Source organism: Lelliottia sp. (assembly GCF_045627565.1).
Lineage (GTDB): Bacteria > Pseudomonadota > Gammaproteobacteria > Enterobacterales > Enterobacteriaceae > Enterobacter.
The window spans coordinates 1-25,542 of sequence record NZ_JAZQNX010000035.1; the positions used below are offsets into that span (position 1 = coordinate 1).

Below are 25,542 nucleotides of genomic sequence, written 5' to 3' on the forward strand. Positions count from 1 at the left end.
CAGGGGAAAGGCGTTTAAGGTGGCGATGACGGCCTGTGTCAGGAAGCTGGTGACAATCCTGAATGCGATGGTGCGGGACAATAAAAAATGGGTGGCAGAATAGCAGTCAGCCGTTGACTTTGAACACAGCTGCTCACCCCAACCCTCTCCCACGGGGAGAGGGAGAAAACAGGAGTTAGCTCAGCAGCGTAAACGCAATCATCCCGACAATCGCACCTGTTGTGCCGAGGATGGTTTCCATCAGCGTCCAGGTTTTCAGGGTCTGCGCTTCGGTTGCACCGGTAAATTTACCGAACAGCCAGAAGCCCGCGTCGTTGACGTGGGAGACCACAATCGAACCGCCCGCGATACAGATAGACAGTGCCGCCATCTGCGCGCCAGAATAGTTCAGCTGTTCAATGACCGGCATCACCAGACCAACTGCGGTTAAGCACGCCACGGTCGCAGAACCCTGGATGATACGCACCGCCGCTGCGAGCACGAAGCAGGTCACGGCAATCGGCAGGCCCATTCCGGTCAACGCTTCGCCCAGAGCGGGACCCACGCCGGAATCCACCAGCACCTGCTTGAACACGCCGCCCGCACCGATCACCAACAGAATGATACCCGCTGGCTGTAGCGCAGCACCGCAGATCTCCATGACGCGGTCTTTCGGCATGCCCTGACGTATCGCCAGGCCGTAAATCGCCACCAGACACGCCACCAGGATCGCGGTGAACGGATGGCCAATAAACTCGAACCATTCGTAGGTGCTGGAACCGACCGGCACAAAGCGTGCGGCGATAGTTTTCAGACCGACCAACACCAGCGGCAGCAAAATCAGCGCCAGGCTAAACCCGAAGGAAGGCATTTTGCCTTCGCCAAGGTGCGGCTCGGTGATGTCGTCAGGGATGTGCAGCTCAACGTAGCGACTGATGAAATTGCCCCACAGCGGCCCGGCGATAATCATCCCCGGAATTGCGGCGCACAGACCAATCAGGATCATCCAGCCAAAATCAGCGTGCATCTGGGATGCCAGCAGCATCGGCGCAGGCCCAGGCAGCAGGAACGCCGCCGCGGCCGCAACGCCCGCAAACAGCGGGATCACCAGCTTCACGAGATTGGTTCCGGTATGACGCGCCATCGAGAACGCCACGCTAATCAGCAGCACCACGGCCACTTCAAAGAACAGCGGCAGCGCGCAAATCAGACCGGCCAGACCAATCGCATAATGCGCGCGGCTGTGACCGAAGGATTTGAGCATCTTGACCGCAATCTGATCGACCGCGCCCGTTTCATGCAAAATCTTGCCAAACATCGCGCCGAGCGCGACCACAATCGCCAGGAAGCCCAGCGTACCGCCCATCCCTTTTTCCATGGTCGCTGCGATCTTGTCGAGCGGCATACCGGAAAAGAGACCTGCACCAATAGAAACCACCATCAAAGCAACAAAGGCGTGCATACGCGCTTTCATCACTAAAAACAGCAGCAGCAAAACGGAGCCGACTGCTGTCAAAACCAACGTTAATGTACTCAAAACTTACTGCCTTTTAGTAATGACCTCGATGGTGCTGGCAACAACACCGTCCAGCGGCTGATCGATATCCACAATCAGTACATCCGCTTCGTCCGCGCCCGGTTCCTGCAACGCGTCAAACTGAGTGACCAGCATCTGGGTTTTGAAGAAGTGGCCTTTACGCGCTTTCAGACGGCTTTCAATCACCTCGAAATCGCCTTTCAGATAGATGAAAGAGAGATTCGGATTGCCGTCGCGCAGCAGGTCGCGGTAGGTCTTTTTCAGCGCGGAACAGACGATCAGCGACACTTTATTGGTGCGCTGCATGGCAAACGCGGCGTCATTCAGCGCCTGCAACCATGGCTTGCGGTCATCATCGTTCAGCGGTTCGCCAGCGGCCATTTTGGTGATGTTGCTGCGCGGATGAAGGAAGTCGCCATCAAGAAATGCGGCCTGAAGTTGATGCGCCACTTCGCTGGCAACGGCAGATTTACCGCTACCGGAAACGCCCATCAGGACGTAAACGTGGTGATCGAGATTCGTCGTGCTCAAAGGGAGTCCCTCAGTCAATTGTTACGGGTAACAGTTATCGGTAACATTGTCCTGCTGGGGCAAAAGAGAAGCAATATCCAAACGTGCATGAAGTGAATAAGTGTGAGCCAGGTCAAACTTGTCAGATTAAATTGATCCACCTGGTGACAAGGTGAAACCTAAATCTAACATTTTCGGCGTCACCACTTCACCCCGAATGCGCGCCAGCAGGCGTTCCGCACCAATGCGGCCCATGCGTTCACGCGGCGTCAGGACGCTCGCCAGTCTCGGCTCCATCACCTGGCCGATATCGTGGCCATGGAAACCGGCAATCGCGATGTCGTCAGGGATTTTCAGCCCCAGACGCTGGCATTCAAACGCAGCGCCAACCGCCAGGTCATCGTTGGTACAGAAGATGCCATCGAGCTGCGGATACTCACGACGCGCCTGACGCATCAGCTCAATACCGGACGAATAGGAAGACGATTGCTCCACCATCACGCTGTACGGCGTTAAATGCGCGTCGAGCATGGCCTGCTCGTAGCCCTTCTGTTTGATGATAGTACGTTCATCCAGACGTGCGCCAAGATAGGCGACGTGGCGATGCCCACGCGCAAGAATGGCGGCGGTCATCTGGCGGGCGGCCTCGAAGTTATCGAATCCGACGGCAATATCCAGACACGGAGACTGGCTGTCCATCAGCTCGACGACCGGAATACCGGCGACTTCAATCATTTTGAGCGTGCGAGGAGTGTGAGTACGTTCCGTTAAAATCAGACCGTCGATGTTCCAGGAAAGCATGGATTCAAGACGTTCTTCTTCCAGTTCCGGTTTGTACCCATAGTGCGCGAGCATGGTCTGATACCCATAAGCATCGGTGACGCTTTCGATACCGCGCAGCACTTCGGCGAAAACCTGGTTGGTCAGGGAAGGAAGCAGGACACCGACCGCGCGGCTGGTGGAATTGGAGAGAATATCGGGGGCGCGGTTGGGGATATAACCCAGTTCATCGAGAGCAGCGGCAATCTTGCCACGCAACGCCAGGGAAACCTGTTCCGGGTTACGTAAAAAGCGGCTGACCGTCATTTTGGTCACACCGACGCGATCGGCTACATCCTGAAGTACGGGTCTTTTCTTTTTCATCGTCCTGAGAAATCTTGAGTGAGAGATTTTCTCAGTTTATCACGGACAAAGCCCAACCTTCCCCTGTCAAATGGTGAGGGTTAGCCTTTTATCAAAAAAATACATTTTATCATTCAAGTTGCATCGAGGCAGCGACGCAGTGAAACCCCGGTCGCGTACATATCTACGCGACCGGGGTTACGAGTAAAGCCAACGACGATGCGGCTTAACGGATGACGTGTCTTCAGACCGGTGGCAGATCGAAGAGCAATATTTCACTTTCACTGTCGGCATGAATGGATAGCGCCTGCTCATCCCAAATCGCCAGACCATCGGCAGTGGTGGCTTTGGTGCCGTTAATGCTCACCTCGCCTTTCACGACCTGGATCCACACGCGGCGTTCCGCAGCAATCTGGTGCACAGATTGTTCGTTTTTCGCCAGCGCCCAGCGATACAGTTCCATATCCTGATGTACTTTCAGCGAGCCATCACGGGCATCTGGAGAGAGCACCAGCTGTTTGCCCTGCTCTGCATCAAAGCGACGCTGCTCGTAGCTCGGTGTGATGCCGGTTTCTTCTGGAATGATCCAGATTTGATACAGATGCAGTTTTTCCGTTTTGCTCGGGTTGTATTCCGAGTGACGTACACCGGTCCCTGCGCTCATGATCTGGAATTCACCCGCCGGAACCTGCTCTTCGTTACCCATGCTGTCTTTGTGCGCCACGGCACCTTCGAGCACATAGGTCAAAATTTCCATGTCTTTGTGCGGGTGAGTGCCGAAGCCCTGGCCTGCGTCAATCACGTCATCGTTAATCACGCGCAGCGCCGAGAAGCCCATAAAATTCGGGTCGTAATAGTCAGCAAACGAGAAGGTATGCCATGAGTCCAGCCAGCCATGATTTGCGTGACCACGTTCGTTAGCTTTACGTAAGAAGATCATTGTTTTTCACCCCAGTTCGTTTCGATGGAGTCAGTGTGGACGCATTCGCTCCGGGATGATAGTGGGTGAAAATTGACTCCTCTGTTCAAAAATTGTGAACAAGTCCAGAGGAGCCATTTTTGCTTATTTCGCGAGGGTTACCGTAGCAGGAGAAGCCTGCTCAAAGGCACGTTCAAGGATTTCCAGATTGGTCAGAACTTCAGTTTGCTTGACGTAATTTGGCGTGCCGTGGGTGAGGGTTTCAAACAGCGCATCATAGACGCGGCCATAGTCGCCGATTTCCGGTGCGATCTCTTCTTTGACCGTCACGCCGTCGGCATTGACGTACTCCAGAATACCGATGGAATCATCCGCTGCAAAACCGGTTTCGCCGGGCATGATATTGGCTTTCAGGCTGGTTTCCTGCTGGTCAATGCCGTATTTGATAAACGAGCCCTGGGTGCCGTGAACGATGAATTTTGGGTAGTCGATTTTCACCAGATGACTGGTTTTGACGATCGCTTTTAAATCGCCATAGAACAGCTGCGCCTCGAAGGTGTCGTCGGGGTTGGCTTTATTACGCAGGCTGCGGATGTCGTACGCCACGTGATCCGGCCGGCCAAACAGGGAGATAATCTGGTCCATCGTATGTACGCCAAGGCCATAAAATGACCCATCCTGCGGCAGGCCAGGCTTGGTTTCAGCAATCGGGCGGAAGTAATCAAAATGACTTTCGACTTCAACAATCTCCCCCAACTTTCCGCTCTCAATCGCTTTTTTCGCCGTCAGGAAGCAAGAATCAAAGCGGCGGTTCTGGTACGGCGTCACGGTCAGCCCTTTGCTTTTTGCCAGAGCAAACAGCGCGTTAGCTTGAGCCATTGTTGGGGTAAAGGGTTTTTCCACCAGCACGTTTTTGCCCGCTTCCAGCGCGCGTTTCGCGTAATCAAAGTGGCTGTCAGCGTGCGTGCAGACGATCACCAGTTTGACCTGCGGATCGCCCAGTACTTCATCCAGGTCGCTGGTGAAATGAATATGGGAATACTGCGGAGCCTGCTCTTCCGGCTTTGCGCTGCGGCGGTAAATATGCGCCACATGCCAGCTGTTTTTACGGTTGAGAACATACGGAAGGTGATAGCGGGTGGTGCTTTTACCAAATCCAATAAATGCGCAATGTAACGTCATGGCTCAGTCCTTTTTAAGGTTGCTGTTCCCCACCATAGCGCAATTTTGATGTTCACCCCAGCGTTCAGCGTTCATGCTCGCGCATCGGCCGTCGGCGTCGCAGGCAGTTTGCTCACGGCAAGCGCGCAGCAACCGGAGCGTACTTAATGTACGTGAGGATTGCGAGCACTTCCCGGGGGCAAAATGGCAAGTAAGCCAGGCTGAAGCAGGATAAAAAAAAGCCAGCTAGAAGCTGGCTAAAGTAATACTGGAAGCAATGTGAGCAATGTCGTGCTTTCAGGTTTCCGTAGAGGTCTTCCTGAATGCGAGACAATAATAATCATTCTCATTCGCACTTGTCCAATACTTTTTGCAAAAAAGTGAGTTGACTCAAATTTCAAAGTCACTGATGTTAATTGAGACACCTAACTAACAGAGGACAAAGGAATGAGTGAGATTGTGATACGCCACGCTGAACCGAATGATGCCGCGGCCTTACGCCAGAATTATATGCATCCGGGGGTGTATCATGACACGCTACAACTACCTCATCCTTCTCTCGAAATGTGGCAAGAGCGCCTGATGGTTAAGCCTGGGCAAAGACGTCTAGTCGCCTGCATTGATGAGAAAATCGTCGGCGATCTGGCGCTACAGGTTGAAGCCAACCCAAGGCGCAGCCATGTGGCAACCTTTGGTATCAGCGTGGCGGCGGATGCGCAAGGTCGCGGCGTGGGCAGTGCGTTAATGCGTGAGATGATCACTCTTTGCGACAATTGGCTGCGCATCGAACGTATTGAATTGACGGTGTTTTCAGATAACCCTGCCGCGCTGGCGCTGTACCGCAAATATGGCTTTGACGTTGAAGGCACCGGCAAAAGGTTTGCGCTGCGCAACGGCGAATATGTCGATGCGTATTATATGGCGCGACTGAAGTAGTCTGATGCCCTCCCCCTACCCCTCTCCCACGGGGAGAGGGAACCATTCGGTGCCGTTTTTCCTATCGCTATTATCGAGTTAGAGAACTGCTCCGTGCGGCTTTTCCCTCACCCCGATGGGAAGAGGGGCGGGGTGAGGGGAATCATTAGTACCCTGCCGTTAAATCATCGACGGTGCGCGGATCGGATGCACCAAACAGCGTGCCGTCCGGCCCAACCATAATGCTCTGAGTGCTGCCCATCGCCTCTTTCACCGCAATTTTCTGCCCGCGCTGTTCCAGCAGTTTTAAGGTATCCGGGCTAAAGCCTTTCTCCACGCGCAGTTCGTCCGGCAACCACTGATGATGGAAACGCGGTGCATTAGTCGCTTCTGCCACGTTCATACCAAAATCAATGCTGTTCACCACCATTTGCAGCACAGTCGTGATAATACGGCTACCGCCAGGGCTGCCGGTTACCAGCCAGGTTTTGCCATCCTTCACCACAATCGTCGGGGACATCGACGACAGCGGACGCTTCTTCGGCCCGACCGCATTGGCGTCGCCGCCCACCAGCCCGTAAACGTTGGGCACACCCGGTTTAGCCGAGAAATCATCCATTTCGTTGTTCAGTAAAATGCCGCTATTACCCGCTACAATCCCGGTTCCGAAGGTGGTATTGAGTGTATAAGTCACCGCCACCGCGTTACCGTCTTTATCCACCACCGAGTAATGGGTGGTCTGGTTACTTTCATATGGCGCCAGTTTGCCGGGGCGAATCTGGCTCGACGGCTTCGCCTTGTTGATATCAATCTGATCCGCCAGCGATTTGGCATACGCTTTGTTGGTCAGCGCCTGCCACGGTACTTTAACGAAATCCGGATCGCCGAGATATTCCGAGCGATCCGCGTAAGCAAACTTCTCCGCTTCGGCCATCACCTGCATCGTATCGGCACTACCAAAACCGAATTTGTGCATATCGAAGTTTTCAAGAATATTAAGGATCTGCACGATATGGATCCCACCGGAAGACGGCGGTGGCATTGAGTACACCTGATACCCGCGATAATCGCCGCTGATCGGCTCGCGCTCGATCGCTTTATATTCCGCCAGATCGGCTTTGGTGATCAGTCCGCCGTTCTTTTGCATCTCTTGCGCGATTTGGTCGGCAATCGCCCCTTTATAGAACGCATCCGGGCCGTTTTCAGCAATCAGCTCCAGGCTTTTCGCCAGATTTTTCTGCACCAGCTTGTCGCCCTTTTTCAGCGGCTCGCCGTCTTTCCAGAAAATCGCTTTGCTGTTTTCATGATTGGGGATGACTTCACTGCCGTAAGTTTTGAGATCGTCCGCCAGCGCGTCGTTCACTACAAAACCGTCGCGCGCCAGCTTGATCGCAGGCTGCACCACTTTGTTTAGCGGCATCGTGCCGTATTTGTCCAGCGCGAGCGAGAAGCCAGCTACCGTGCCCGGCGTGCCGGTTGCCAGATGTGAGGTGAGGGATTTTTTACTGTCCGGGTTGCCCTGATCGTCGAGGAACATATCGCGGGAAGCCTGATTCGGCGCCATTTCACGGAAGTCGATCGCCGTCGTTTTCCCGTCTTTGGTGCGCAGCATCATAAACCCGCCGCCGCCCAAATTCCCCGCCTGCGGATGGGTCACCGCCAGCGCATAACCCACGGCAACCGCGGCATCCACCGCATTACCGCCCTGCTTGAGAATGTCCACGCCCACGTGGGTTGCCATCGCGTCAACCGACGCCACCATGCCCTGCTTCGCGCGAACGGGATGAAAAACATCTTCTTCGACGCCATAGGAGACAGGCGGCGCGGCAGGAGGGTTGGCCGCCACGGTAAACGTCCCGCCAGCCATTAGCGCAGCGATCGCTACCCAGCGCATAAACGTTGGTTTTATCATTGTTGTTCTCCAGGTGATGGGATCCATATTCCCGTTTAAGCCTGGTTCACAACTCCTAAAAAATCATCGTGGTGACAGAATCGAGATAAACTTAAGAGAAGCCTCAGAGGGAGGAAATGATAATGAAACGACTATTACTTATTACGGCGCTGCTCCCGTTTGCTGCGTTGGCACAGCCACAGCCACTGAATACGATGAATAACCCCAATCAGCCGGGTTATGTCATTCCGAGTCAGCAACGGATGCAGACGGAGATGATGAACCAACAGCAGCAGCAAAAAGGGATGCTCAATCAGCAGTTGAGAACCCAAACGCAGCTTCAGCAGCAGCATCTGCAAACGCAGATGAACACCAATACCCAGAGTATCCAGCAGGGGCAGATGCGTGAGCAACCGTTGCCGAACACTAACGGCGGGATGCTCAACAGTACGCCGCGTCAGAGTTCTGGCACGCTTCTGGGGGGTGACAGCGGAGGGGTTGCGCCGCAGCAACAGCATATGCTGCCGCAGCGTCAGAACGGGGACTTACTCACTCCACCGCTGAATTAAAGTCTGGGCCAATCACGTCGATGGCATCGGTACAGATACAGTCAACGCCCCAGCGCAGCAGTTCTGCCGCACGCTGGGGTTTATTGACGGTATAAACCAGAATGTGTAATCCGGCGTCTTTCAGCATTTTTACGCGCGCCTCATCCAGGAGTTTGTGATTCAGATGAATCGACACGCAGCCTAAACGCGTGGTCAATGCCTGCCAGTCGTCACGCCATTCATCCAGCAGCAAACCGCGCGGCAGTTCAGGTGCAGCCGCTTGCGCCGCTTCCAGCGCGTCGATTTCAAACGATGACAGCAGTGGCGCGGTCATGCCTTCCCACATTTCGCGCGCCGCCAGCGCAATCACTTTGCCCGTCAGCGGCCCGCTGCCGGTCGTCGGCTTGATTTCGATATTGGCCATCATGCCATGCTGACGACAGCGATCCGCCACTTCCGCCAGCAGCGGCAGCGGTTCGCCTTTGAATTTGCCGCTGTACCAGCTCCCGGCGTCCACTTTCAGCAGATCGCGCCACGGCAATTCTCCCGCCACGCCCCAGCCATTACTGGTGCGTTCCAGATTGTCGTCATGCAGCAGAAAGATTTCACCGTCTTGCGACAGCTTGGCGTCGAACTCAATCATCAAATGCCCGTAATGCGCACCAACGTCGATCGCGGCCAGCGTGTTTTCCGGTGCCAGTTTACCGCCGCCGCGATGGGCGACGATGTGAGGATAAGGCCAGTGACTCATACGCGTTGTCCTGTTTCGCCATCAAATAAGTGCAGATGATTTTCGGGCAGATGCAGCCACAGCGTGCTGCCCGCTTTGGGGCGTTCCTGATGGGCAAGACGCACCACCATTTTTTGATCGCCCCAGCGCCCGTGCGCCAGGTTATCGGCCCCCAGCATCTCCAGCGTGTCCATCACTAACGGCACGCCGCCGTCCGCCTGCGAGCTTAGCGCAATATGTTCCGGGCGGATACCCAGCGTCATTTTACGCCCGGCATAACCGCGATAAAACCAGTTGATGGGCAGCGCCATGCCGCTCTCCAGCTCGAAATGGGTGCCCGCGTGGCTTATCCGCCCTTCCAGCAAATTCATCGCCGGACTGCCAATAAAGCTCGCCACAAAGCGGCTGGCCGGTTTCTCATACACCTCAACCGGTGTGCCGATTTGCTCGGCAATCCCTTTATTCATCACCATCACGCGCTGCGCCAGCGTCATGGCTTCGACCTGATCGTGGGTGACGTACAACGAGGTGGTTTTCAGGCGACGATGCAAATGCTGTAGCTCAAGGCGCATCTGCACGCGCAGTTTGGCGTCGAGATTGGAAAGCGGTTCATCGAACAGGAAAACCGCCGGATCGCGCACAATGGCGCGCCCCATTGCCACGCGTTGACGCTGCCCGCCGGACAATTCGCGCGGACGGCGTTTCAGCAAGCCGTCGAGTTCCAGAATGCGCGCCGCCTCTTTGACGCGCTCTTCGATGTGCCCCTTGCCCATCCCACGAATTTTCAGCCCCCAGGCCATGTTCTCTTCCACGCTCATGTGTGGATACAGCGCGTAGTTCTGGAACACCATCGCGATACCGCGATCTTTTGGCTCCATCTCGGTAACACGCTGACGATCAATCCAGATGTCGCCGCTGGTCACGCGTTCCAGCCCGGCCACCATACGCAGCAGCGTTGATTTTCCGCAGCCGGACGGACCGACCATCACGATAAATTCGCCGTCCGCCACGTCGAGCGTCAGCGGCTGAATAACCTGGGTTTTACCATCCCAGCTTTTGGTGACTGCCTGTAGTTTTAAACCCGCCATTTTATTTCTCACTGTCCACTAAACCACGCACGAACGCGCGCTGCATGGCTAAAACGATAACGACCGGAGGGATGAGGGTGAGCAGCATCGCCGCCATCACCTGATTCCAGAGAGTGGTGCCTTCGCCCGTGGCGATCATGCCTTTGATACCCGCCACGGCGGTGCCGAGATTGACGTCCTGCACAATCAGCAGCGGCCACAAATACTGGTTCCAGCCGTAGATAAAGGTGATCACGAACAGCGCCGCGAGGTTGGTTTTGGATAGCGGCAGCACGATGTCACGGAAAAAACGCATCGGTGACGCGCCGTCGATGCGCGCCGCTTCAATCAGCTCGTCCGGCAGCGTCATAAAGAACTGGCGGAACAAAAACGTCGCCGTTGCCGACGCCATCAGCGGCAGCGTCAACCCTGCGTAGCTGTCGAGCATTTTCAGGTTGGCGATCACTTCAACGGTCGGGAAAATTCGCACTTCAACCGGCAGCATCAGGGTGATAAAAATCATCCAGAAGAACAGGTTGCGCAGCGGAAAACGGAACCAGACGATGGCGAACGCGGAGAGCATCGACACCGTGATTTTGCCGATCGTGATGCCAAACGCCATGATGAAACTGTTCAGCATCATCAGCCAAAACGGTGCGCTGTTCGCGCCCACGCCCTGCGTCCAGATGATCGCCATGTTTTCAAACAGATGACCTCCGGGGATCAGCGTCATCGGCGTTTCGAACACGGCTTTGGTGTCCAACGTAGCGGCCACAAAAGCGATGTACAGCGGGAAGAGGATGACGATAATCCCCAGAATCAGCATGGTGTGGCTGAAAATCGTCAGCCCCGGACGGTTCTCAATCATTGGTAGCGCACCTTACTTTCGACATAGCGGAACTGAACCACCGTCAGCACAATCACCAGCAGCATCAGCACCACCGACTGGGCAGCAGACGCCGAGAGATCCAGACCAGCAAACCCTTCGCGGTAAATTTTATAAATCAGCGTCGTCGTGGCCTGCACCGGTCCACCGGCGGTGGCGGCGTCGATCACCGGAAAGGTATCGAAGAAGGCGTAAACCAGGTTGACCACCAGCAGGAAAAAACTCACCGGGGCGATCAGCGGCAGTGCCAGCTTAAAGAAGCGCCGAATCGGGCCTGCGCCGTCAATCGCGGCGGCTTCAACCAGCGATCGCGGAATGGATTGCAGCGCGGCAAAGAAGAATAAGAAGTTGTAGCTGATCTGCTTCCAGACCGACGCGAAAACCACCAGAAACATTGCCTGGCCACTGTTTTGCGCATGGTTCCAGTCGTATCCCATCTCGCCGAGGAAATGGGTTATCAATCCGCGTCCTGGGTTAAACAGGAAAATCCACAGCACAGCGGCAACGGCAGGCGCCACGGCGTACGGCAGCAGCATGAGCGTTTGATAGAGACGACTGCCGCGCACCACATAATCCACCAGTGCGGCGAAGAACAGCGAGGCTAGCAGACCGCTGACAGTTACCATGGTGCTGAATTTTATCGTCGTCCAGAAGGAGTCGATGTAGTAGCTGTCGCGCCACAGCGCGGCGAAGTTATCCAGACCCACGAACTGGCTGGACAAACCGAAGGGATCGACGCTTTGTACCGAGTACCACAGCGCCTCGCCCGCAGGCCAGATAAAGAAGATGACGGTGATAATCAGCTGCGGTGCGACCAGCAGATACGGCAGCCAGCGCGAACGGAACACCGGACGGGAAGATGACATAGATTAGCTCTGCGTTAAGTAGCCCTCACCCCGGCCCTCTCCCACGGGGAGAGGGGGATTCCGTTCCCCCTCTTTGGGATTGGAAGAATCCGTTCCCTCAATCTTTGGGAGTGGGAGAATCAGTTCCCCAATCTTTGGGATTGGAAGAATCAGCCCCCCATCCTTGGGAGTGGGAGAACAGTTCCCCAATCTTTGGGATTGGAAGAATCAGCCCCCCATCCTTGGGAGTGGGAGAACAGTTCCCTCTCCCCCTGGGAGAGGGTTAGGGTGAGGGTAAAAAGATTAAGACTTCGTTGACTGCTCAAAGCGACGCAGCAGCAGATTTCCACGCTCTACGGCAGAATCCAGCGCCTGCTGAGGGGTTTTCTTACCGGTCCACACGCTTTCCAGCTCTTCATCCACGATAGTACGAATCTGCGGCATATTGCCCAGACGCAGGCCTTTGGTGAACGGCAACGGCGGCTTGTTCATCATCTGACGTGTGGCAATATCAGCGCCTGGGTTTTTCTCATAGAAACCCTGCTCGCGAGTCAGATCGTACGCGGCTTTGGTGATCGGCAGATAACCGGTTTTCTGGTGCCATTCAGCCGCATTTTCCGGTTTCGCCAGGAAGTCGAGGAACTCCGCGACGCCTTTATAAGTGCCCTTATCTTTGCCCTGCATCACCCACAGGCTCGCCCCGCCGATGATGGCGTTCTGCGGCGCGCCTTTCACGTCGGCGTCGTACGGCATCATGCCCACGCCGTAGTTAAATTTGGCGTAGTGACGGATGTCTGCCAGCGAGCCGGAAGAGGCGGTCGTGATTGCGCAATCGCCGTTGTAGAACTTCTCGGTCGATTCGTCTTTACGCCCGAAATAGCTGAAATCGCCCTTCTTGTTCAGCGCTTCCAGCAGCGCGATATGTTTGACCTGCTCTGGCTTGTTGAACTCAAGAACCGCGTCAGTGCCGTCGAAACCGTTATTTTTGGTTGCCACTGGCAAGCCATGCCAGGCGCTGAAGTTCTCAATCTGGATCCAGCCCTGCCAGCCGCTCGCGTAGCCACACTTCATGCCTGCGGCTTTCAGTTTCGCGGTGTACTCGGCCAGGTCCTGCCAGGTTTTTGGCGGTTGTTCCGGGTCTAAACCGGCTTTCTTAAAGGCGTCTTTGTTGTAGTACAACACCGGCGTCGAGCTGTTGAACGGCTGAGACAGCAGGTGCCCGGTTTTGGAATCGGTGTAGTAACCGGAAACGGTCGGCACAAACTGGGACTCATCGAAGTTAATGCCCCCCTCCTTGAACACTTCGTACACCGGTTTGATGGCTTTGGACGCCATCATGGTCGCGGTGCCGACTTCGTAAACCTGGAGCAACGCCGGTGCGTTACCGGTACGGAACGCCGCGATACCTGCGCTCAGGCTCTGCTCGTAGTTGCCTTTGTACACCGGCACAATTTTGTAATCCGGGTGGGTGTCGTTGAAACGCTGCGCCAGGGAGTCAACTTCTTTACCCAGTTCCCCTTCCATGGAGTGCCAGAATGGAATGGATGTGACAGCCATTGCGTTCGTCGCAAAAGCCAGACCGATTGCCAGACCCAAAGCTGTGTGTCGTAACGATGTCATTGTCATCTCTCTTATTGTGCCGGATGCGCGATATCACGCGTTTTATGCTCGCGAGGTAACATGACATGCTCGAATGACAGAAAAATAACTGTTTAATTACAAATAAGTGACAACCAGGAGGCAGAGGGATGATGGAACGGTGAAGGTAATGTGGCGGGAAAAATAACTTCGTGCGGGTTGATGCCCTCACCCCAGCCCTCTCCCACAGGGAGAGGGAGAAAACACTAAAAAGGCAACGTGCGTTGCCTTTTGCTTTTACCTCGTGCGGTCTGATGCCCTCACCTCAGCCCTCTTCCACCGGGAGAGGGAGAAAACACCAAAAAGGCAACGTGCGTTGCCTTTTGCTTTTACCTAGCCACCCAGATAAGCACTGCGCACCGCTTCGTTGGCGAGCAGCGCATCGCCGGTGTCTTCCAGCACCACGTGGCCGTTTTCCAGCACGTAGCCGCGATCGGCGAGTTTCAGCGCCTGGTTGGCGTTTTGTTCGACGAGGAAGATGGTCATGCCCTCTTTACGCAGCTGTTCGATGGTGTCGAAAATCTGCTGAATAATGATCGGCGCAAGTCCGAGCGACGGCTCATCGAGCAGCAGCAAACGCGGCTGGCTCATCAGCGCACGACCGATCGCCAGCATCTGCTGTTCACCGCCGGACATAGTACCCGCACGCTGAATACGACGTTCATACAGGCGCGGAAAGAGTTCATACACCCACTTCATGCGGGACTGGTATTGGTCGCGTTCAACAAAGAAGCCGCCCATTGCCAGGTTCTCTTCCACCGTCATTCGCGAGAAAACACGACGCCCTTCCGGCACAATCGCTACCGCTTCGCGCATGATTTTCGCGGTCTGCCAGTCGGTAATGTCTTTTCCATCAAAGACGATACGCCCGCTGGTGGCGCGCGGATCGCCGCACAAGGTGCCGAGCAGCGTAGTTTTACCCGCGCCGTTTGCACCAATCAGAGTGACGATTTCGCCCTGATTGATGTGCAAGCTCACGTCGTGCAGCGCCTGAATTTTGCCGTAGTGGGCGCTGACTTTGTCAAAAGATAACATCGCTTTTTCCATCTTATGCCTCACCCAAATAGGCGCGGATCACGTCCGGGTTGTGTCGAATTTCATCCGGCGTGCCGTTTGCCAGCGGCGTACCCTGGTTAACCACGTAAATACGATCGGAGATCCCCATCACCAGCTTCATATCGTGCTCAATCAGCAGGATAGTGGTGTCGTGATGGTTACGCAGCTCAACGATCAGCTCGTCCAGCTCTTTGGTCTCTTTCGGGTTTAAGCCTGCGGCCGGTTCATCCAGCATCAGAATTTCTGGCTGCGTCACCATGCAGCGGATAATCTCCAGACGGCGCTGATCGCCATAAGCGAGGTTGCTCGCCTGACGGTTAGCGTGCTGAAGCAACCCGATACGGTCGAGCCAGGTCGCCGCACGATCCAGGGCTTCGGCCTGCGCACGACGGAAGGCCGGGGTTTTCAGTAAGCCCGAGAAAACACCGGTTTTAAGCTGCTGATGCTGGGCTACCAGCAGGTTTTCAATCACCGTCATCTCACGGAACAGACGCACGTGCTGGAAGGTACGCACCACGCCCATCCGCGCAATTTGCTGGCCGGGTAAGCCTTCGAGATGCTTATCGCCCAGCATGATGGTCCCGCCCGTCGGCTTATAAAAACCGGTCAGGCAGTTAAAGACGGTGGTTTTCCCTGCGCCGTTCGGGCCAATCAGGGAGACAATCTCTTTTGGATGCAAATCCAGCGACACGTTGTTGACCGCCAGCAGGCCGCCAAAACGCATCATCAGGCCGTTCACGGTTAATAATGGCTGACTCATGCCTGCTCTCCTTTCGCCTGAGCGTTTTTCAGCTTCAGCTGTGGACGGGTCATCGGCAGCAAGCCTTGCGGACGCCAGATCATCATCAGCACCATCAAACCACCCAGCATTAACATGCTGTATTCATTAAAGTCGCGCATCAGTTCGCGGGAGACGACCAGCAAAATCGCCGCGAGGATAACCGCAAACTGCGAGCCCATTCCGCCCAGCACGACAATGGCCAGCACAAAAGCCGACTCGGCAAAGGTGAACGATTCCGGGCTGACAAAGCCCTGGCGCGCAGCAAACAGCGTTCCGGCAAAACCGGCAAACGCGGCGCTGATGGTAAACGCCGTCAGCTTGATGCGGGTCGGGTTCAGACCCAGCGAGCGGCAGGCTATTTCGTCTTCACGCAATGCTTCCCACGCCCGGCCCAGCGGCATCCGCAGCAGGCGGTTAATCACGAACAGCGTCACCACTACCAGCAGCAGCGCCACCAGATAGAGCCAAATCACGCGGTCGGACGGATCGTATTTAATGCCAAAGAAGTTGCTGAACGTATCCCAGCCGCCTTCGCGCGCGGTACGGCTGAACTCCAGGCCAAAGAACGTCGGTTTCGGGATCTGGCTGATGCCGTTCGGGCCGCCGGTCACTTCGGTATTGTTGAGCAGCAGGATACGGACGATTTCGCCGAAGCCTAAGGTCACAATCGCCAGATAGTCACCGCGCAAACGCAGCACCGGGAAGCCCAGCAGGAAACCGGCGGCAGCGGAAACCAGCCCCGCCAGCGGCAGACAGGTCCAGAAACCGAGACCGTAATAGTGGTTCAGCAGCGCAAAGGTGTACGCACCGATAGCGTAGAAACCGCCGTAGCCGAGCACCAGCAGGCCAGACAGCCCCACCACCACGTTCAGGCCAAGACCCAAAATCACATAAATCATGGTCAGCGTGGCGATATCCACTGTGCCGCGCGACACCATAAACGGCCAGGCCACCGCCGCGACCAGCAGCGCGACCAGGAACAGTTTCTGCTTAACGGATGAGCCATCGATAGCCGGTAAAACAAATTTTGGTCCGGAGACGTTTTTCAGCGTTTTCTGGAATACCGGGCGCAGCATCTGGAACAAAAAGACCACCGCGGTGCCAACAAACACCCACTGCCAGCGGATATCAGACGCGACATCCACCACCAGTTTGGTGCCGTTAAGTTCTAACTGCACGCCCATGAAGACGCCCGCGAGAACAAAGAACATGGCGGCGGAGAGCAACGCCATCGCAAAATGCATTGGTTTCATACTTTTTCGACCTCCGGACGGCCCAGAATCCCGGTAGGCATCACCAGCAGCACGCCAATCAGCAGCGCAAACGACACCACATCTTTATATTCCGTACTCAGATACGCCGAGGAGAGCGCTTCGGCCACGCCCAGAATCAGGCCGCCAATCATTGCGCCAGGAATGCTGCCGATCCCGCCCAGCACAGCGGCGGTGAAGGCTTTCATCCCGGCCATAAAGCCGATGTACGGGTTGATCACGCCGTAGAACTGGCCGAGCAGAACGCCCGCCACCGCCGCCATCGCCGCGCCAATCACAAAGGTCAGCGCAATCACGCGGTCAGTGTTGATACCGAGCAGGCTCGCCATTTTCAGGTCTTCTGCACAGGCACGACAGGCGCGGCCCATGCGGGAATAACGGATAAAAATGGTCAGCGCCAGCATCGCCAGGAAGGTCACAATCCAGATAACCAGCTGCATGGTGGTGATAGAGGCAGAGAAGTTTTCACTTGCGCCGACAATCCACTGGCCGTTAAACAGGCTTGGCAGCGCCACGTCGCGGGAGCCTTCGGTCAGGCTGACGTAGTTTTGCAGGAATATTGACATCCCGATGGCGGAGATCAGTGCGATCAGGCGTTTGGAGCTACGCACAGGCCGATAGGCCACGCGTTCGATACTCCAGCCGTAGGCGCTGGCAATCACAATCGCCCCCACAAATCCGGCGCCGACCAGCAGCCAACTGCTGTCGATGCCCATCATCATGAGTGCGGCAATGATCATAAAGGAGACATAACTGCCGATCATGTAGACCTCGCCGTGGGCGAAGTTGATCATGCCGATAATGCCGTACACCATCGTATAGCCGATGGCAATCAGCGCGTAGGTGCTTCCCAGCGTGACGCCGTTAAACATCTGCTGCAAGAAATAGAGAAACTGCTCTGACATAAGGAAACCTTTTTAAATCCGCCCACTAAATGCGGGCGGCGGGATAACTTGTCTTCAGGCGTTATTTCGCGACGGTTGACGAACCGTCGGCATGCCACTGGAAGACACCAAATTCAAATCCCTTCAGATCGCCTTTCTCATCCCAGTTCAGCGGCCCAATCACGGTATTCGCACCGTGAGCTTTTAAATCTTTGATTAAATCCAGCGGCGCTTTGCTGCCGGTGCGTTCCAGGGCGGTAGCCAGAGACTGCACGGCGGCATAGGTGATCCACACATACGGCCCGCTCGGATCTTTTTTCTGCGCATTGAGCGCGTCTACGATAGCTTTATTCGACGGCTCCTGGTCATAGCGTTTTGGCATCGTCACCAGCATGCCTTCGCCTGCATTGCCCGCAATATTAGACAGCGAGGCGTTACCCACGCCTTCCGGCCCCATGAACTGCGTTTTCAGACCGGTTGCCCGCGCCTGGCGCAGCATCTGGCCCATTTCAGGGTAATAACCGCCGTAATAAACGAAGTCGATATTCTCTTTTTGCAGACGGGCCAGCAGCGCTGAGAAATCTTTCTCACCCGCAGTGATACCGTCGAAGAAGACCACGTTAGCGCTGCCTTTTTTCAGGTTCTCTTGTACGGAACGCGCCAGGCCTTCGCCATATTGCTGTTTATCGTGAATGATCGCGATGCGTTGCGGTTTCACTTTTTCCAGGATGTACTTCGCCGCAGTGGGTCCCTGTGAAGAGTCCAGACCGGCGGTACGCATGATGTGCTGATAGCCACGCTGAGTCAGCTCCGGGTTGGTCGCACCGGGCGTGATCATCAGAATGCCTTCGTCTTCGTAGATGTCGGAAGCGGGCTGTGTGGAGGATGAGCAGAGGTGGCCGATCACATACTGAATGCCATCGTTAACGATTTTGTTGGCAACGGCGACGGCTTGTTTAGGGTCACAGGCGTCGTCATATTCCACGCCGACCAGCTTGTCGCCTTTGATGCCACCGTTGGCGTTGATGTCTTTGATTGCCTGACGCGCGCCGTTAAATTCCATATCACCCCACTGGGCAACCGGACCGGACATCGCACCCACCACGGCAATTTTAATCTCTTCCGCCATAGCTGCCTGCGAAATCGCCAGTGCAACCATTCCCGCGATAAATGCTTTCGCGTTCCTTTTCATCTCTGAATCCCCATTCGTGATGTCGTGTATATATTTTGTTTTATTATGGTTAAAAAGCATTCTGTACTTTTAATGAACAACGCTATTTTTACCAGTGCCTTTAATGGTTTAGCGCAGTTTTTTGCCAAAAACCAGACTAAAATCTCTATTTTTCAGGCGATTAAGCAAAGATAATATTCTGAAATCAGACAGAGATAAACAAATAAAAGCGCAGTTTGCAGCATAAAATAACGGTACAAAGCGCCGAATAATTCACTACCTTTCAGGTTAAAATTCTGCTTATTTTTCGATCCCTGCGTTTTATAGCTACTCTTGTTGCTGCCAAAAAAGTAATCACCTGGAGAATGGATTTAAAAAGTGGAAGCCGCTGGCGAGATAAATTGAGTACACTGCCTTACTCTTTTTGATTTGGACAAGCAGCTAATGAAACTGACTATCCTTCGTCTGGTGTCCTTTAGCGACCAGGATCTTATCGACCTGGGCAAAATCTGGCCGGAATATTCCTCTTCTTCGCTCGCCGTTGATGAACATCACCGTATCTACGCCGCCCGTTTTAATGAACGCTTGCTGGGCGCAGTGCGCGTCACGCTGAGCGGTACGCGAGGCGCGCTGGATTCGCTGCGCGTGCGTGATGTCACGCGACGTCGCGGCGTGGGGCAATATTTGGTCGAAGAAGTGATTCGCCATCATCCCGACGTGACGTCCTGGTGGATGGCCGATGTCGGCGTTGAAGACCGCAGCGCAATGGCGGCGTTTATGCAGGCATTGGGGTTTGTGGATGTGGAGATGGGCTGGGAAAAGCGCTAAGTTTTTTGCGGGCTGATGCCCTCACCCCGACCCTCTCACGGGGAGAGAGAAAAGATTGCACCGAGCAATTTCCCTCTCCCACGGGGAGAGGGAGAAAACATTAAAAAAGGCAACTTACGTTGCCGTTTCACGAGAATTTCGTGTTGCAGGCAGGCGGCCAGTGATCAAATAACCGGGAGCTTACATCAGTAAGTGACCGGGGTTGAATCACGCAGCCAACGCACCTGCGGCACGAAAGGCGACGGGAAAATTATTTGGCGTCAGTCGCCGACCCATCTGCATGCCAGGTAAAGACACCGAACTCAAAGCCTTTCAGATCGCCTTTCTCGTCCCAGGACAACGGCCCCATGACGGTTTCAACGGTATTTGCTTTCAGGTATTTCGCGATTTCAGCCGGATCGGCTGACTGGTTCAGGCCCGCCTGCAGAGACTGCAGTGCAGCGTAGGTGGTCCACACGAACGCGCCGCTCGGATCTTGTTTCTTCGCTTTGATCGCTTCGACGATTGGTTTGTTTGCCGGAACCTGATCGTAGTTCTTCGGTTTGGTCACTAACATGCCTTCTGCAGATTCGCCGGCAATGTTAGACAGCGAAACGTTCGCCACACCTTCTGGGCCCATGAAGTGGGTTTTCAGGCCAGCGGCACGCGCCTGACGCAGAATCTGACCCATTTCCGGGTGATAGCCACCGTAGTAAACGAAATCGATATTTTCTTTCTTCAGACGCGCCACCAGCGTGGAGAAGTCTTTCTCACCGGCGGTGATACCGTCAAAGAACACCACGTTAGCATTGGCTTTCTTCAGGTTGTCCTGCACGGAACGCGCCAGGCCTTCGCCGTACTGCTGTTTATCATGAATGATCGCGATGCGCTTAGGCTTCACTTTCTCCACAATGTATTTTGCCGCCGTTGGGCCTTGATCGGAGTCCAGACCGGTGGTACGCATCACCATTTTATAACCGCGAGCCGTCAGCTCTGGCGCAGTGGCGGCCGGGGTGATCATCAGAATGCCTTCGTCTTCGTAGATATCAGACGCGGGCTGAGTGGAAGAAGAGCACAGGTGACCGATAACGTATTTGATTCCGTCGTTCACCACTTTGTTCGCGACTGCAACCGCTTGTTTCGGGTCACAGGCATCATCATATTTTACGATCTGCAGTTTTTCGCCTTTGATTCCGCCTTTGGCATTAATGTCTGCAACCGCTTGTTCTGCACCTGTAAATTCCTGATCGCCATACTGCGCTACCGGACCGGACATCGCACCGACAACGGCCACTTTAATATCTGCCTGAGCCATTGTGCTAAATGCCAACGCGATACATCCTGCCAGTAACGCTTTACCCTTCATATTCATCCTGAGATTCCCCATTATTATGGTTATAACGATTGTTGTGATGTTGTTGTGTAGCGCTTTATTTCAATTATAGGTGTACCGTTCGCGCTTATTCAGCACACTCTGCTAAAACATACCCCATTTTTATGATTTTGGAATAGCTAATTTGAAATGAATATATGATAAGCCCGACAGCGTTGGCTGCCGGGCGGAGCGCTTTAACGTGTCAGCGAGGCAGAGATAATATCCAGCGCTTTGCGGAACTGTGCTTCAGGAATGGTGAGCGGATAGAGGAAGCGAATTACGTTGCCGTACACGCCGCAGCTCAGCAGCAGCAGACCTTCCTGCAACGCGCGGTTCTGCACCTCGCGGGTAAATTCTGGGGACGGCTGTCCGGTTTCCGGGTCATTGAATTCCACCGCCACCATCGACCCTTGGGCGCGAATATCGGCGATAAACGGGCAATCAGATTTGGCTTTGTTCAGCACTTCCACCAGATGATGGCCCAGATGTGCCGCGCGGGTGCAGAGATCGTCTTCGTCGATGACGTCCAGCACCGCCAGCGCGGCGGCGATCGCCAGCGGGTTACCCGCATAAGTCCCGCCCAATCCACCAGGCGCCGGGGTATCCATCACGTCAGCGCGACCCGACACTGCTGAGAGCGGCATTCCGCCCGCCAGACTTTTCGCCATGGTGATTAAATCAGGCTTCACGCAGTGGTGTTCCATCGAGAACAGTTTGCCGGTACGGGCAAAGCCGGTTTGCACCTCATCTGCGATCAGCAAAATGCCGTGGGTATCGCACAGCGCACGCAGCCCCTGCATGAAATCGGCCGGCGCAACGTTAAACCCACCTTCACCCTGAACCGGCTCAAGAATGATAGCGGCCACCTGATCGGGTGCGATATCCGCTTTGAAGATACGCTCAACGCTTCTCAACGCCTCTTGCGAGCTAACGCCGTGCAGCATGTTGGGGTATTGCGCGTGGTAAACCGAGCCGGGGAACGGGCCAAAGCCAATTTTGTACGGGGCCACTTTGCCCGTGAGCGCCATGGTCATAAAGGTACGGCCATGGAACGCACCGCCAAAGGTGATGAGTCCGGGGCGTTTGGTGTAAGCTCGCGCGATTTTGACAGCGTTTTCCACCGCTTCAGCGCCCGTCGAGAAGAACGCCGTTTTTGCTGGCCCGTCGATCGGCACGCGGGCGTTGATACGTTCCGCTAAGGCGATGTAACTCTCGTAAGGCACGATCTGATAGGCCGTATGGGTGAAGGATTGCAGCTGGTTTTCAATGGCGGCGATCACTTTGGGATGGCGATGACCGGTATTGAGCACCGCGATGCCCGCCGCGAAGTCGATCACTTCGTTGCCTTCTACATCCCACAGGGTCGCATTTTCGGCTTTGTCGGCGTAGAACCCACACATGACGCCGACTCCACGTGGCGTGGCCTGTAAACGCCGTTCATTCAATTCGTTATTTTTCACCCCATCCCCCTAAAGTTGTCAGCAAGCGATACCTACAGCGCATCTGTAAGTGTTTGCCACGGGGGAGAAATTCGCCAGAGCGGCGCAGAAAAATAAGCGGGGAGCAGAAAAGCAAAACCCCCAGATTTACATCCAGGGGTTATCGGGGACTTCGCTGGGATTACGCTTCGATAGCGGCGCGAAGTTTTTTCATGGCGTTCTTTTCAAGCTGACGTACACGTTCAGCGGAGACGCCGTAGCGGTCTGCCAGTTCCTGCAGCGTTGACTTGTTGTCTTCGTCCAGCCAACGGGCGCGGATAATCGCCTGGCTACGCTCGTCGAGACCTTCCATCGCGTGGGTCAGTTTGTTCGCGGCCTGATCTTCCCAGTTGTCCTCTTCAATGCCGTCGGCAAAGTTAGAGGTTTTATCCTGGAGATACAGAACCGGCGCCATCGGCTGGCTATCCTGCGCATCGTCGTCGGAAGACATATCAAACGTCATATCCTGCGCGGCCATACGGGATTCCATCTCGCGCACGTCTTTACTGGAAACACCCAGCTCGCGCGCCACCATTTCGACTTCTTCCTGGTTGAACCAGCCCAGACGCTGCTTGGCTTTACGCAGGTTGAAGAACAGCTTGCGCTGCGCTTTGGTGGTCGCCACTTTTACGATACGCCAGTTACGCAGAACGTATTCGTGAATTTCAGCTTTAATCCAGTGCACGGCGAAAGACACCAGTCGCACACCCACTTCTGGGTTGAAGCGACGCACAGCCTTCATGAGGCCGATGTTGCCTTCCTGAATCAAGTCCGCCTGCGGTAGGCCGTAGCCCGAATAATTACGAGCAACGTGAACAACAAAGCGCAGGTGAGACAGGATCAGCGTCTTAGCTGCTTCCAGATCGCCCTGGTAATGCAGCTTTTCAGCAAGCTCCTTTTCTTCCTCGGCCGTCAACATCGGCCAAGTGTTAGCGGCCCGGATGTAAGATTCCAGGTTACCAACAGGGGCTAAAGCTAAAGTTTGCATTTCTTTGGTCATTCATTCCTCTCAATTTAGTGTCTTCTGGCGGTGGTTTGTCCCCATCAGGCAACAAGCATGCCAAAGCATTTGAGCAGCGAGACTAACATTCACTCTTTTATCAGACCGTGATTTTATCCACAAGTTCCATGTACTGCGGTGAATAGATTACGCACAAAATGTGACATGGATTGCGGTTCGCGGGAGGAGAGTGAACAGATACTCTTTCCCTGCCGAGTGAAGTACTCATTGCAGGGAAAGATTATATCAGAAATTTTTTATTGGGGGGTAAAGTGGCGTAAATGTTGGACGGTCGCGAGCCATGCTGCGATCCAGCCGATCATCGAACAGACCAGCAGTAACAACAGGCACTCATCAAAGCCTAACCCACTGATATCAAACTTAGTTCCAAAAACTTGTGCCACTTCCGTCACCGCGGAAGAGAGCCGCATCACCAAAATTTCTGACAATATCAGTGAAAGAAATGCACCGGAAAAACCGAGCAATGCGCCGCCGTACAGGAACGGACGCAGGATAAATCCGTCCGTCGCACCAATCAGTTTTTGCACGTTAATCGTATCGCGACGGGCAAAGATACTCAGGCGCACGCTGTTACCGATGACGAGGAACACCGCCGCCACCATCAACACGCCAATCATTGCCGCCACGCGGCCAACCAGGCCGGTAAGTGATGCCAGACGCGCAAACCAGCTGTCGTCCATGCGTACTTCATCAATACCCCTCACCTGGCTGATGCGATCGCGCAAGGTGTTCAGCGATTCAGTACCCTGGAAATCTAGCTTGGGAATGACCACCGCCACAGCAGGCAACGGGTTTTCTTCAAGCATATCCAGCGCGCCACCAAAGCCAGACCAGTTGCGGAACTCACCCAGCGCTTCGTCACGCGAGAGATAGTTAACCTTCTCCACACCCTGTTCAGACTGGAGTTGTCCCACCACCTGCGCCGCGGCGTTATCGTCGAGAGCTTTATCCAGATACACCGTAATTTGCGGCGAAGGATAATATTGCGACGCGGCCTGATTAACGTTTTTGTAGACCATGTAGCAAACGCTCGGCAGCGTCAGGGAGATGGCAATCACCATCACCGTCAGGAACGTGGCCAGCGGTTTGCTTTTCAGATCCTGCAACGCGCCCTGGAAGGCGTAACGCACCTGCTCGTTAAACACGTTGGTTTTCCGCGACTGCGGTTTCGGTGACGATTTGGCACGTTTCGGCGAGTTTCGGTTGCCGTCACCACCGCCCTGCGAAGGACGGAAACGGTCAAATCGATTACCAAACTGACGAATCTGGTTTATTGCATCGCGCTTATTCACTCAGGCCTCCATGCAAATGACCGTCGCTCAGCGACAGCATGCGGTACGAACGACGCGAGATAAGGCCGATGTCGTGCGTTGCCATCAATACCGTCACGCCAACGCGGTTAAACTCCTCAAACAGACGCAAAATCCCTTCCGAGAGCGCATCGTCCAGGTTACCGGTCGGTTCGTCCGCCAGCAAAACAGCGGGTTTGTTCACAACTGCACGGGCAATACCCACGCGCTGTTGTTCACCGCCAGAGAGCTGGATCGGGAAATTTTTCGCTTTGTCTAACAGCCCCACTTTGTCCAGCGCCGCTGAAACGCGACGGCGGATATCATCAAAACTGGCACCCGCGATAATCAACGGAATGGCAACGTTATCGAAAACAGTGCGATCCATCAGCAGGTGGTGATCCTGGAAAATCATCCCGATCTGGCGACGTAAAAACGGCACCTCACGGTTTTTAAGGCGGCTAATATCATGGCCTCCAAATAAGATTTTCCCGGCGCTTGGCCGCTCGATCCCACAGATAAGCTTGAGCAGGGTACTTTTTCCCGCGCCGGAATGGCCGGTCAGGAATGCCATCTCGCCTGGCTGCAGGTGAAATGTCACTCCCTGCAACGCTTGTCTCCCACCGAGATAGGCCTTGCTGACATGTTCAAAGCGAATCAT

The 25,542-nt window shown here is 54.8% G+C and carries 24 protein-coding genes and 1 pseudogene; 4 read left to right on the forward strand and 21 right to left on the reverse strand.

The genetic code is table 11. The features are described from left to right. Positions 1 to 103, forward strand: a pseudogene (locus ACKI5T_RS17165) (IS110 family transposase); the annotation flags it as partial. A gap of 72 nt (positions 104 to 175) precedes the next feature. Here the strand turns inward: ACKI5T_RS17165 and gntU are convergent. From gntU to ACKI5T_RS17190, 5 genes are all read right to left on the reverse strand, one after another. Further along, a complete protein-coding gene (gntU, locus tag ACKI5T_RS17170) occupies positions 176 to 1,516 on the reverse strand; it encodes a gluconate transporter (protein ID WP_015960804.1) in 1,341 nt (446 codons plus the stop codon). Between the two features lie 3 nt (positions 1,517 to 1,519). Continuing rightward, the gene (gene gntK / locus ACKI5T_RS17175; protein ID WP_015960805.1) at positions 1,520 to 2,047 is read right to left on the reverse strand and encodes a gluconokinase; all 528 of its coding nucleotides are present in this window, start codon (positions 2,045 to 2,047) and stop codon (positions 1,520 to 1,522) included. A gap of 126 nt (positions 2,048 to 2,173) precedes the next feature. Continuing rightward, positions 2,174 to 3,169 (reverse strand): gluconate operon transcriptional repressor GntR, encoded by a 996-nt coding sequence (gene gntR, locus ACKI5T_RS17180; RefSeq protein WP_059180315.1) that lies wholly within the window; start codon positions 3,167 to 3,169, stop codon positions 2,174 to 2,176. 223 nt (positions 3,170 to 3,392) lie between these two features. Next, positions 3,393 to 4,088, reverse strand: coding sequence for a pirin family protein (locus tag ACKI5T_RS17185; protein WP_407439012.1), 696 nt, complete (start codon positions 4,086 to 4,088; stop codon positions 3,393 to 3,395). A 123-nt stretch (positions 4,089 to 4,211) separates the two neighbouring features. Continuing rightward, a complete protein-coding gene (locus ACKI5T_RS17190; protein WP_407439013.1) occupies positions 4,212 to 5,249 on the reverse strand; it encodes an oxidoreductase in 1,038 nt (345 codons plus the stop codon). 426 nt (positions 5,250 to 5,675) lie between these two features. Between ACKI5T_RS17190 and yhhY the strand changes: the two genes are divergently transcribed. Then, positions 5,676 to 6,164, forward strand: coding sequence for an N-acetyltransferase (gene yhhY / locus ACKI5T_RS17195; protein WP_407439015.1), 489 nt, complete (start codon positions 5,676 to 5,678; stop codon positions 6,162 to 6,164). Positions 6,165 to 6,309: 145 nt separating this feature from the next. Here the strand turns inward: yhhY and ggt are convergent, their stop codons facing one another. Then, complete coding sequence (gene ggt, locus ACKI5T_RS17200; RefSeq protein WP_407439016.1) at positions 6,310 to 8,055, reverse strand: gamma-glutamyltransferase; 1,746 nt, start codon at positions 8,053 to 8,055, stop codon at positions 6,310 to 6,312. A 122-nt stretch (positions 8,056 to 8,177) separates the two neighbouring features. Between ggt and ACKI5T_RS17205 the strand changes: the two genes are divergently transcribed. Further along, entirely contained in the window at positions 8,178 to 8,603 is a 426-nt protein-coding gene (locus ACKI5T_RS17205) for a DUF2756 family protein (RefSeq protein ID WP_407439018.1), read from the forward strand. Here the strand turns inward: ACKI5T_RS17205 and ugpQ are convergent. The 10 genes from ugpQ to livK all read right to left on the reverse strand — a co-directional run bounded on the left by ugpQ (position 8,584) and on the right by livK (position 18,932). Then, a complete protein-coding gene (gene ugpQ, locus ACKI5T_RS17210; RefSeq protein WP_407439019.1) occupies positions 8,584 to 9,333 on the reverse strand; it encodes a glycerophosphodiester phosphodiesterase in 750 nt (249 codons plus the stop codon). The two genes, ACKI5T_RS17205 and ugpQ, sit on opposite strands and share 20 nt — an antisense overlap. Next, positions 9,330 to 10,400 carry a sn-glycerol-3-phosphate import ATP-binding protein UgpC gene (locus ACKI5T_RS17215; RefSeq protein ID WP_204771831.1) on the reverse strand — a complete coding sequence of 357 codons (1,071 nt, stop codon included), beginning with the start codon at positions 10,398 to 10,400 and terminating at the stop codon, positions 9,330 to 9,332. The genes ugpQ and ACKI5T_RS17215 overlap by 4 nt, the downstream gene beginning before the upstream one ends. 1 nt (position 10,401) lies before the next feature. After that, a complete protein-coding gene (ugpE, locus tag ACKI5T_RS17220) occupies positions 10,402 to 11,247 on the reverse strand; it encodes a sn-glycerol-3-phosphate ABC transporter permease UgpE (protein WP_407439021.1) in 846 nt (281 codons plus the stop codon). Then, positions 11,244 to 12,131: a sn-glycerol-3-phosphate ABC transporter permease UgpA gene (gene ugpA, locus ACKI5T_RS17225; protein WP_015960815.1), complete on the reverse strand. Its 888-nt coding sequence runs from the start codon at positions 12,129 to 12,131 to the stop codon at positions 11,244 to 11,246. Before ugpA ends, ugpE begins: the two co-directional genes overlap by 4 nt. 282 nt (positions 12,132 to 12,413) lie before the next feature. Beyond that, positions 12,414 to 13,730 carry a sn-glycerol-3-phosphate ABC transporter substrate-binding protein UgpB gene (gene ugpB / locus ACKI5T_RS17230; RefSeq protein WP_407439023.1) on the reverse strand — a complete coding sequence of 439 codons (1,317 nt, stop codon included), beginning with the start codon at positions 13,728 to 13,730 and terminating at the stop codon, positions 12,414 to 12,416. Between the two features lie 351 nt (positions 13,731 to 14,081). After that, positions 14,082 to 14,795, reverse strand: a complete 714-nt coding sequence (gene livF, locus ACKI5T_RS17235; RefSeq protein ID WP_133632481.1) for a high-affinity branched-chain amino acid ABC transporter ATP-binding protein LivF — start codon at positions 14,793 to 14,795, stop codon at positions 14,082 to 14,084. 1 nt (position 14,796) lies between these two features. Then, positions 14,797 to 15,564: a high-affinity branched-chain amino acid ABC transporter ATP-binding protein LivG gene (livG, locus tag ACKI5T_RS17240; RefSeq protein ID WP_133632482.1), complete on the reverse strand. Its 768-nt coding sequence runs from the start codon at positions 15,562 to 15,564 to the stop codon at positions 14,797 to 14,799. Then, the gene (locus ACKI5T_RS17245) at positions 15,561 to 16,838 is read right to left on the reverse strand and encodes a high-affinity branched-chain amino acid ABC transporter permease LivM (RefSeq protein WP_407439025.1); all 1,278 of its coding nucleotides are present in this window, start codon (positions 16,836 to 16,838) and stop codon (positions 15,561 to 15,563) included. Before ACKI5T_RS17245 ends, livG begins: the two co-directional genes overlap by 4 nt. Beyond that, entirely contained in the window at positions 16,835 to 17,761 is a 927-nt protein-coding gene (gene livH / locus ACKI5T_RS17250; protein WP_015960820.1) for a high-affinity branched-chain amino acid ABC transporter permease LivH, read from the reverse strand. The genes ACKI5T_RS17245 and livH overlap by 4 nt, the downstream gene beginning before the upstream one ends. Before the next feature lie 61 nt (positions 17,762 to 17,822). Further along, on the reverse strand, positions 17,823 to 18,932 hold the full coding sequence (livK, locus tag ACKI5T_RS17255) for a high-affinity branched-chain amino acid ABC transporter substrate-binding protein LivK (protein WP_407439026.1): 1,110 nt from the start codon (positions 18,930 to 18,932) through the stop codon (positions 17,823 to 17,825). A 423-nt stretch (positions 18,933 to 19,355) separates the two neighbouring features. Between livK and panM the strand changes: the two genes are divergently transcribed. Next, positions 19,356 to 19,739: an aspartate 1-decarboxylase autocleavage activator PanM gene (gene panM / locus ACKI5T_RS17260; RefSeq protein WP_407439028.1), complete on the forward strand. Its 384-nt coding sequence runs from the start codon at positions 19,356 to 19,358 to the stop codon at positions 19,737 to 19,739. A gap of 250 nt (positions 19,740 to 19,989) precedes the next feature. Here the strand turns inward: panM and ACKI5T_RS17265 are convergent, their stop codons facing one another. The 5 genes from ACKI5T_RS17265 to ftsE all read right to left on the reverse strand — a co-directional run bounded on the left by ACKI5T_RS17265 (position 19,990) and on the right by ftsE (position 25,542). Next, positions 19,990 to 21,090 carry a branched-chain amino acid ABC transporter substrate-binding protein gene (locus tag ACKI5T_RS17265; RefSeq protein ID WP_015960823.1) on the reverse strand — a complete coding sequence of 367 codons (1,101 nt, stop codon included), beginning with the start codon at positions 21,088 to 21,090 and terminating at the stop codon, positions 19,990 to 19,992. Positions 21,091 to 21,287: 197 nt separating this feature from the next. Then, positions 21,288 to 22,553 carry a 4-aminobutyrate--2-oxoglutarate transaminase gene (locus ACKI5T_RS17270; RefSeq protein ID WP_407439030.1) on the reverse strand — a complete coding sequence of 422 codons (1,266 nt, stop codon included), beginning with the start codon at positions 22,551 to 22,553 and terminating at the stop codon, positions 21,288 to 21,290. A gap of 160 nt (positions 22,554 to 22,713) precedes the next feature. After that, complete coding sequence (gene rpoH / locus ACKI5T_RS17275) at positions 22,714 to 23,571, reverse strand: RNA polymerase sigma factor RpoH (protein WP_015960825.1); 858 nt, start codon at positions 23,569 to 23,571, stop codon at positions 22,714 to 22,716. Positions 23,572 to 23,828: 257 nt separating this feature from the next. Beyond that, positions 23,829 to 24,884 carry a permease-like cell division protein FtsX gene (gene ftsX, locus ACKI5T_RS17280; protein ID WP_407439032.1) on the reverse strand — a complete coding sequence of 352 codons (1,056 nt, stop codon included), beginning with the start codon at positions 24,882 to 24,884 and terminating at the stop codon, positions 23,829 to 23,831. Beyond that, the gene (ftsE, locus tag ACKI5T_RS17285; RefSeq protein ID WP_015960827.1) at positions 24,877 to 25,542 is read right to left on the reverse strand and encodes a cell division ATP-binding protein FtsE; all 666 of its coding nucleotides are present in this window, start codon (positions 25,540 to 25,542) and stop codon (positions 24,877 to 24,879) included. Before ftsE ends, ftsX begins: the two co-directional genes overlap by 8 nt.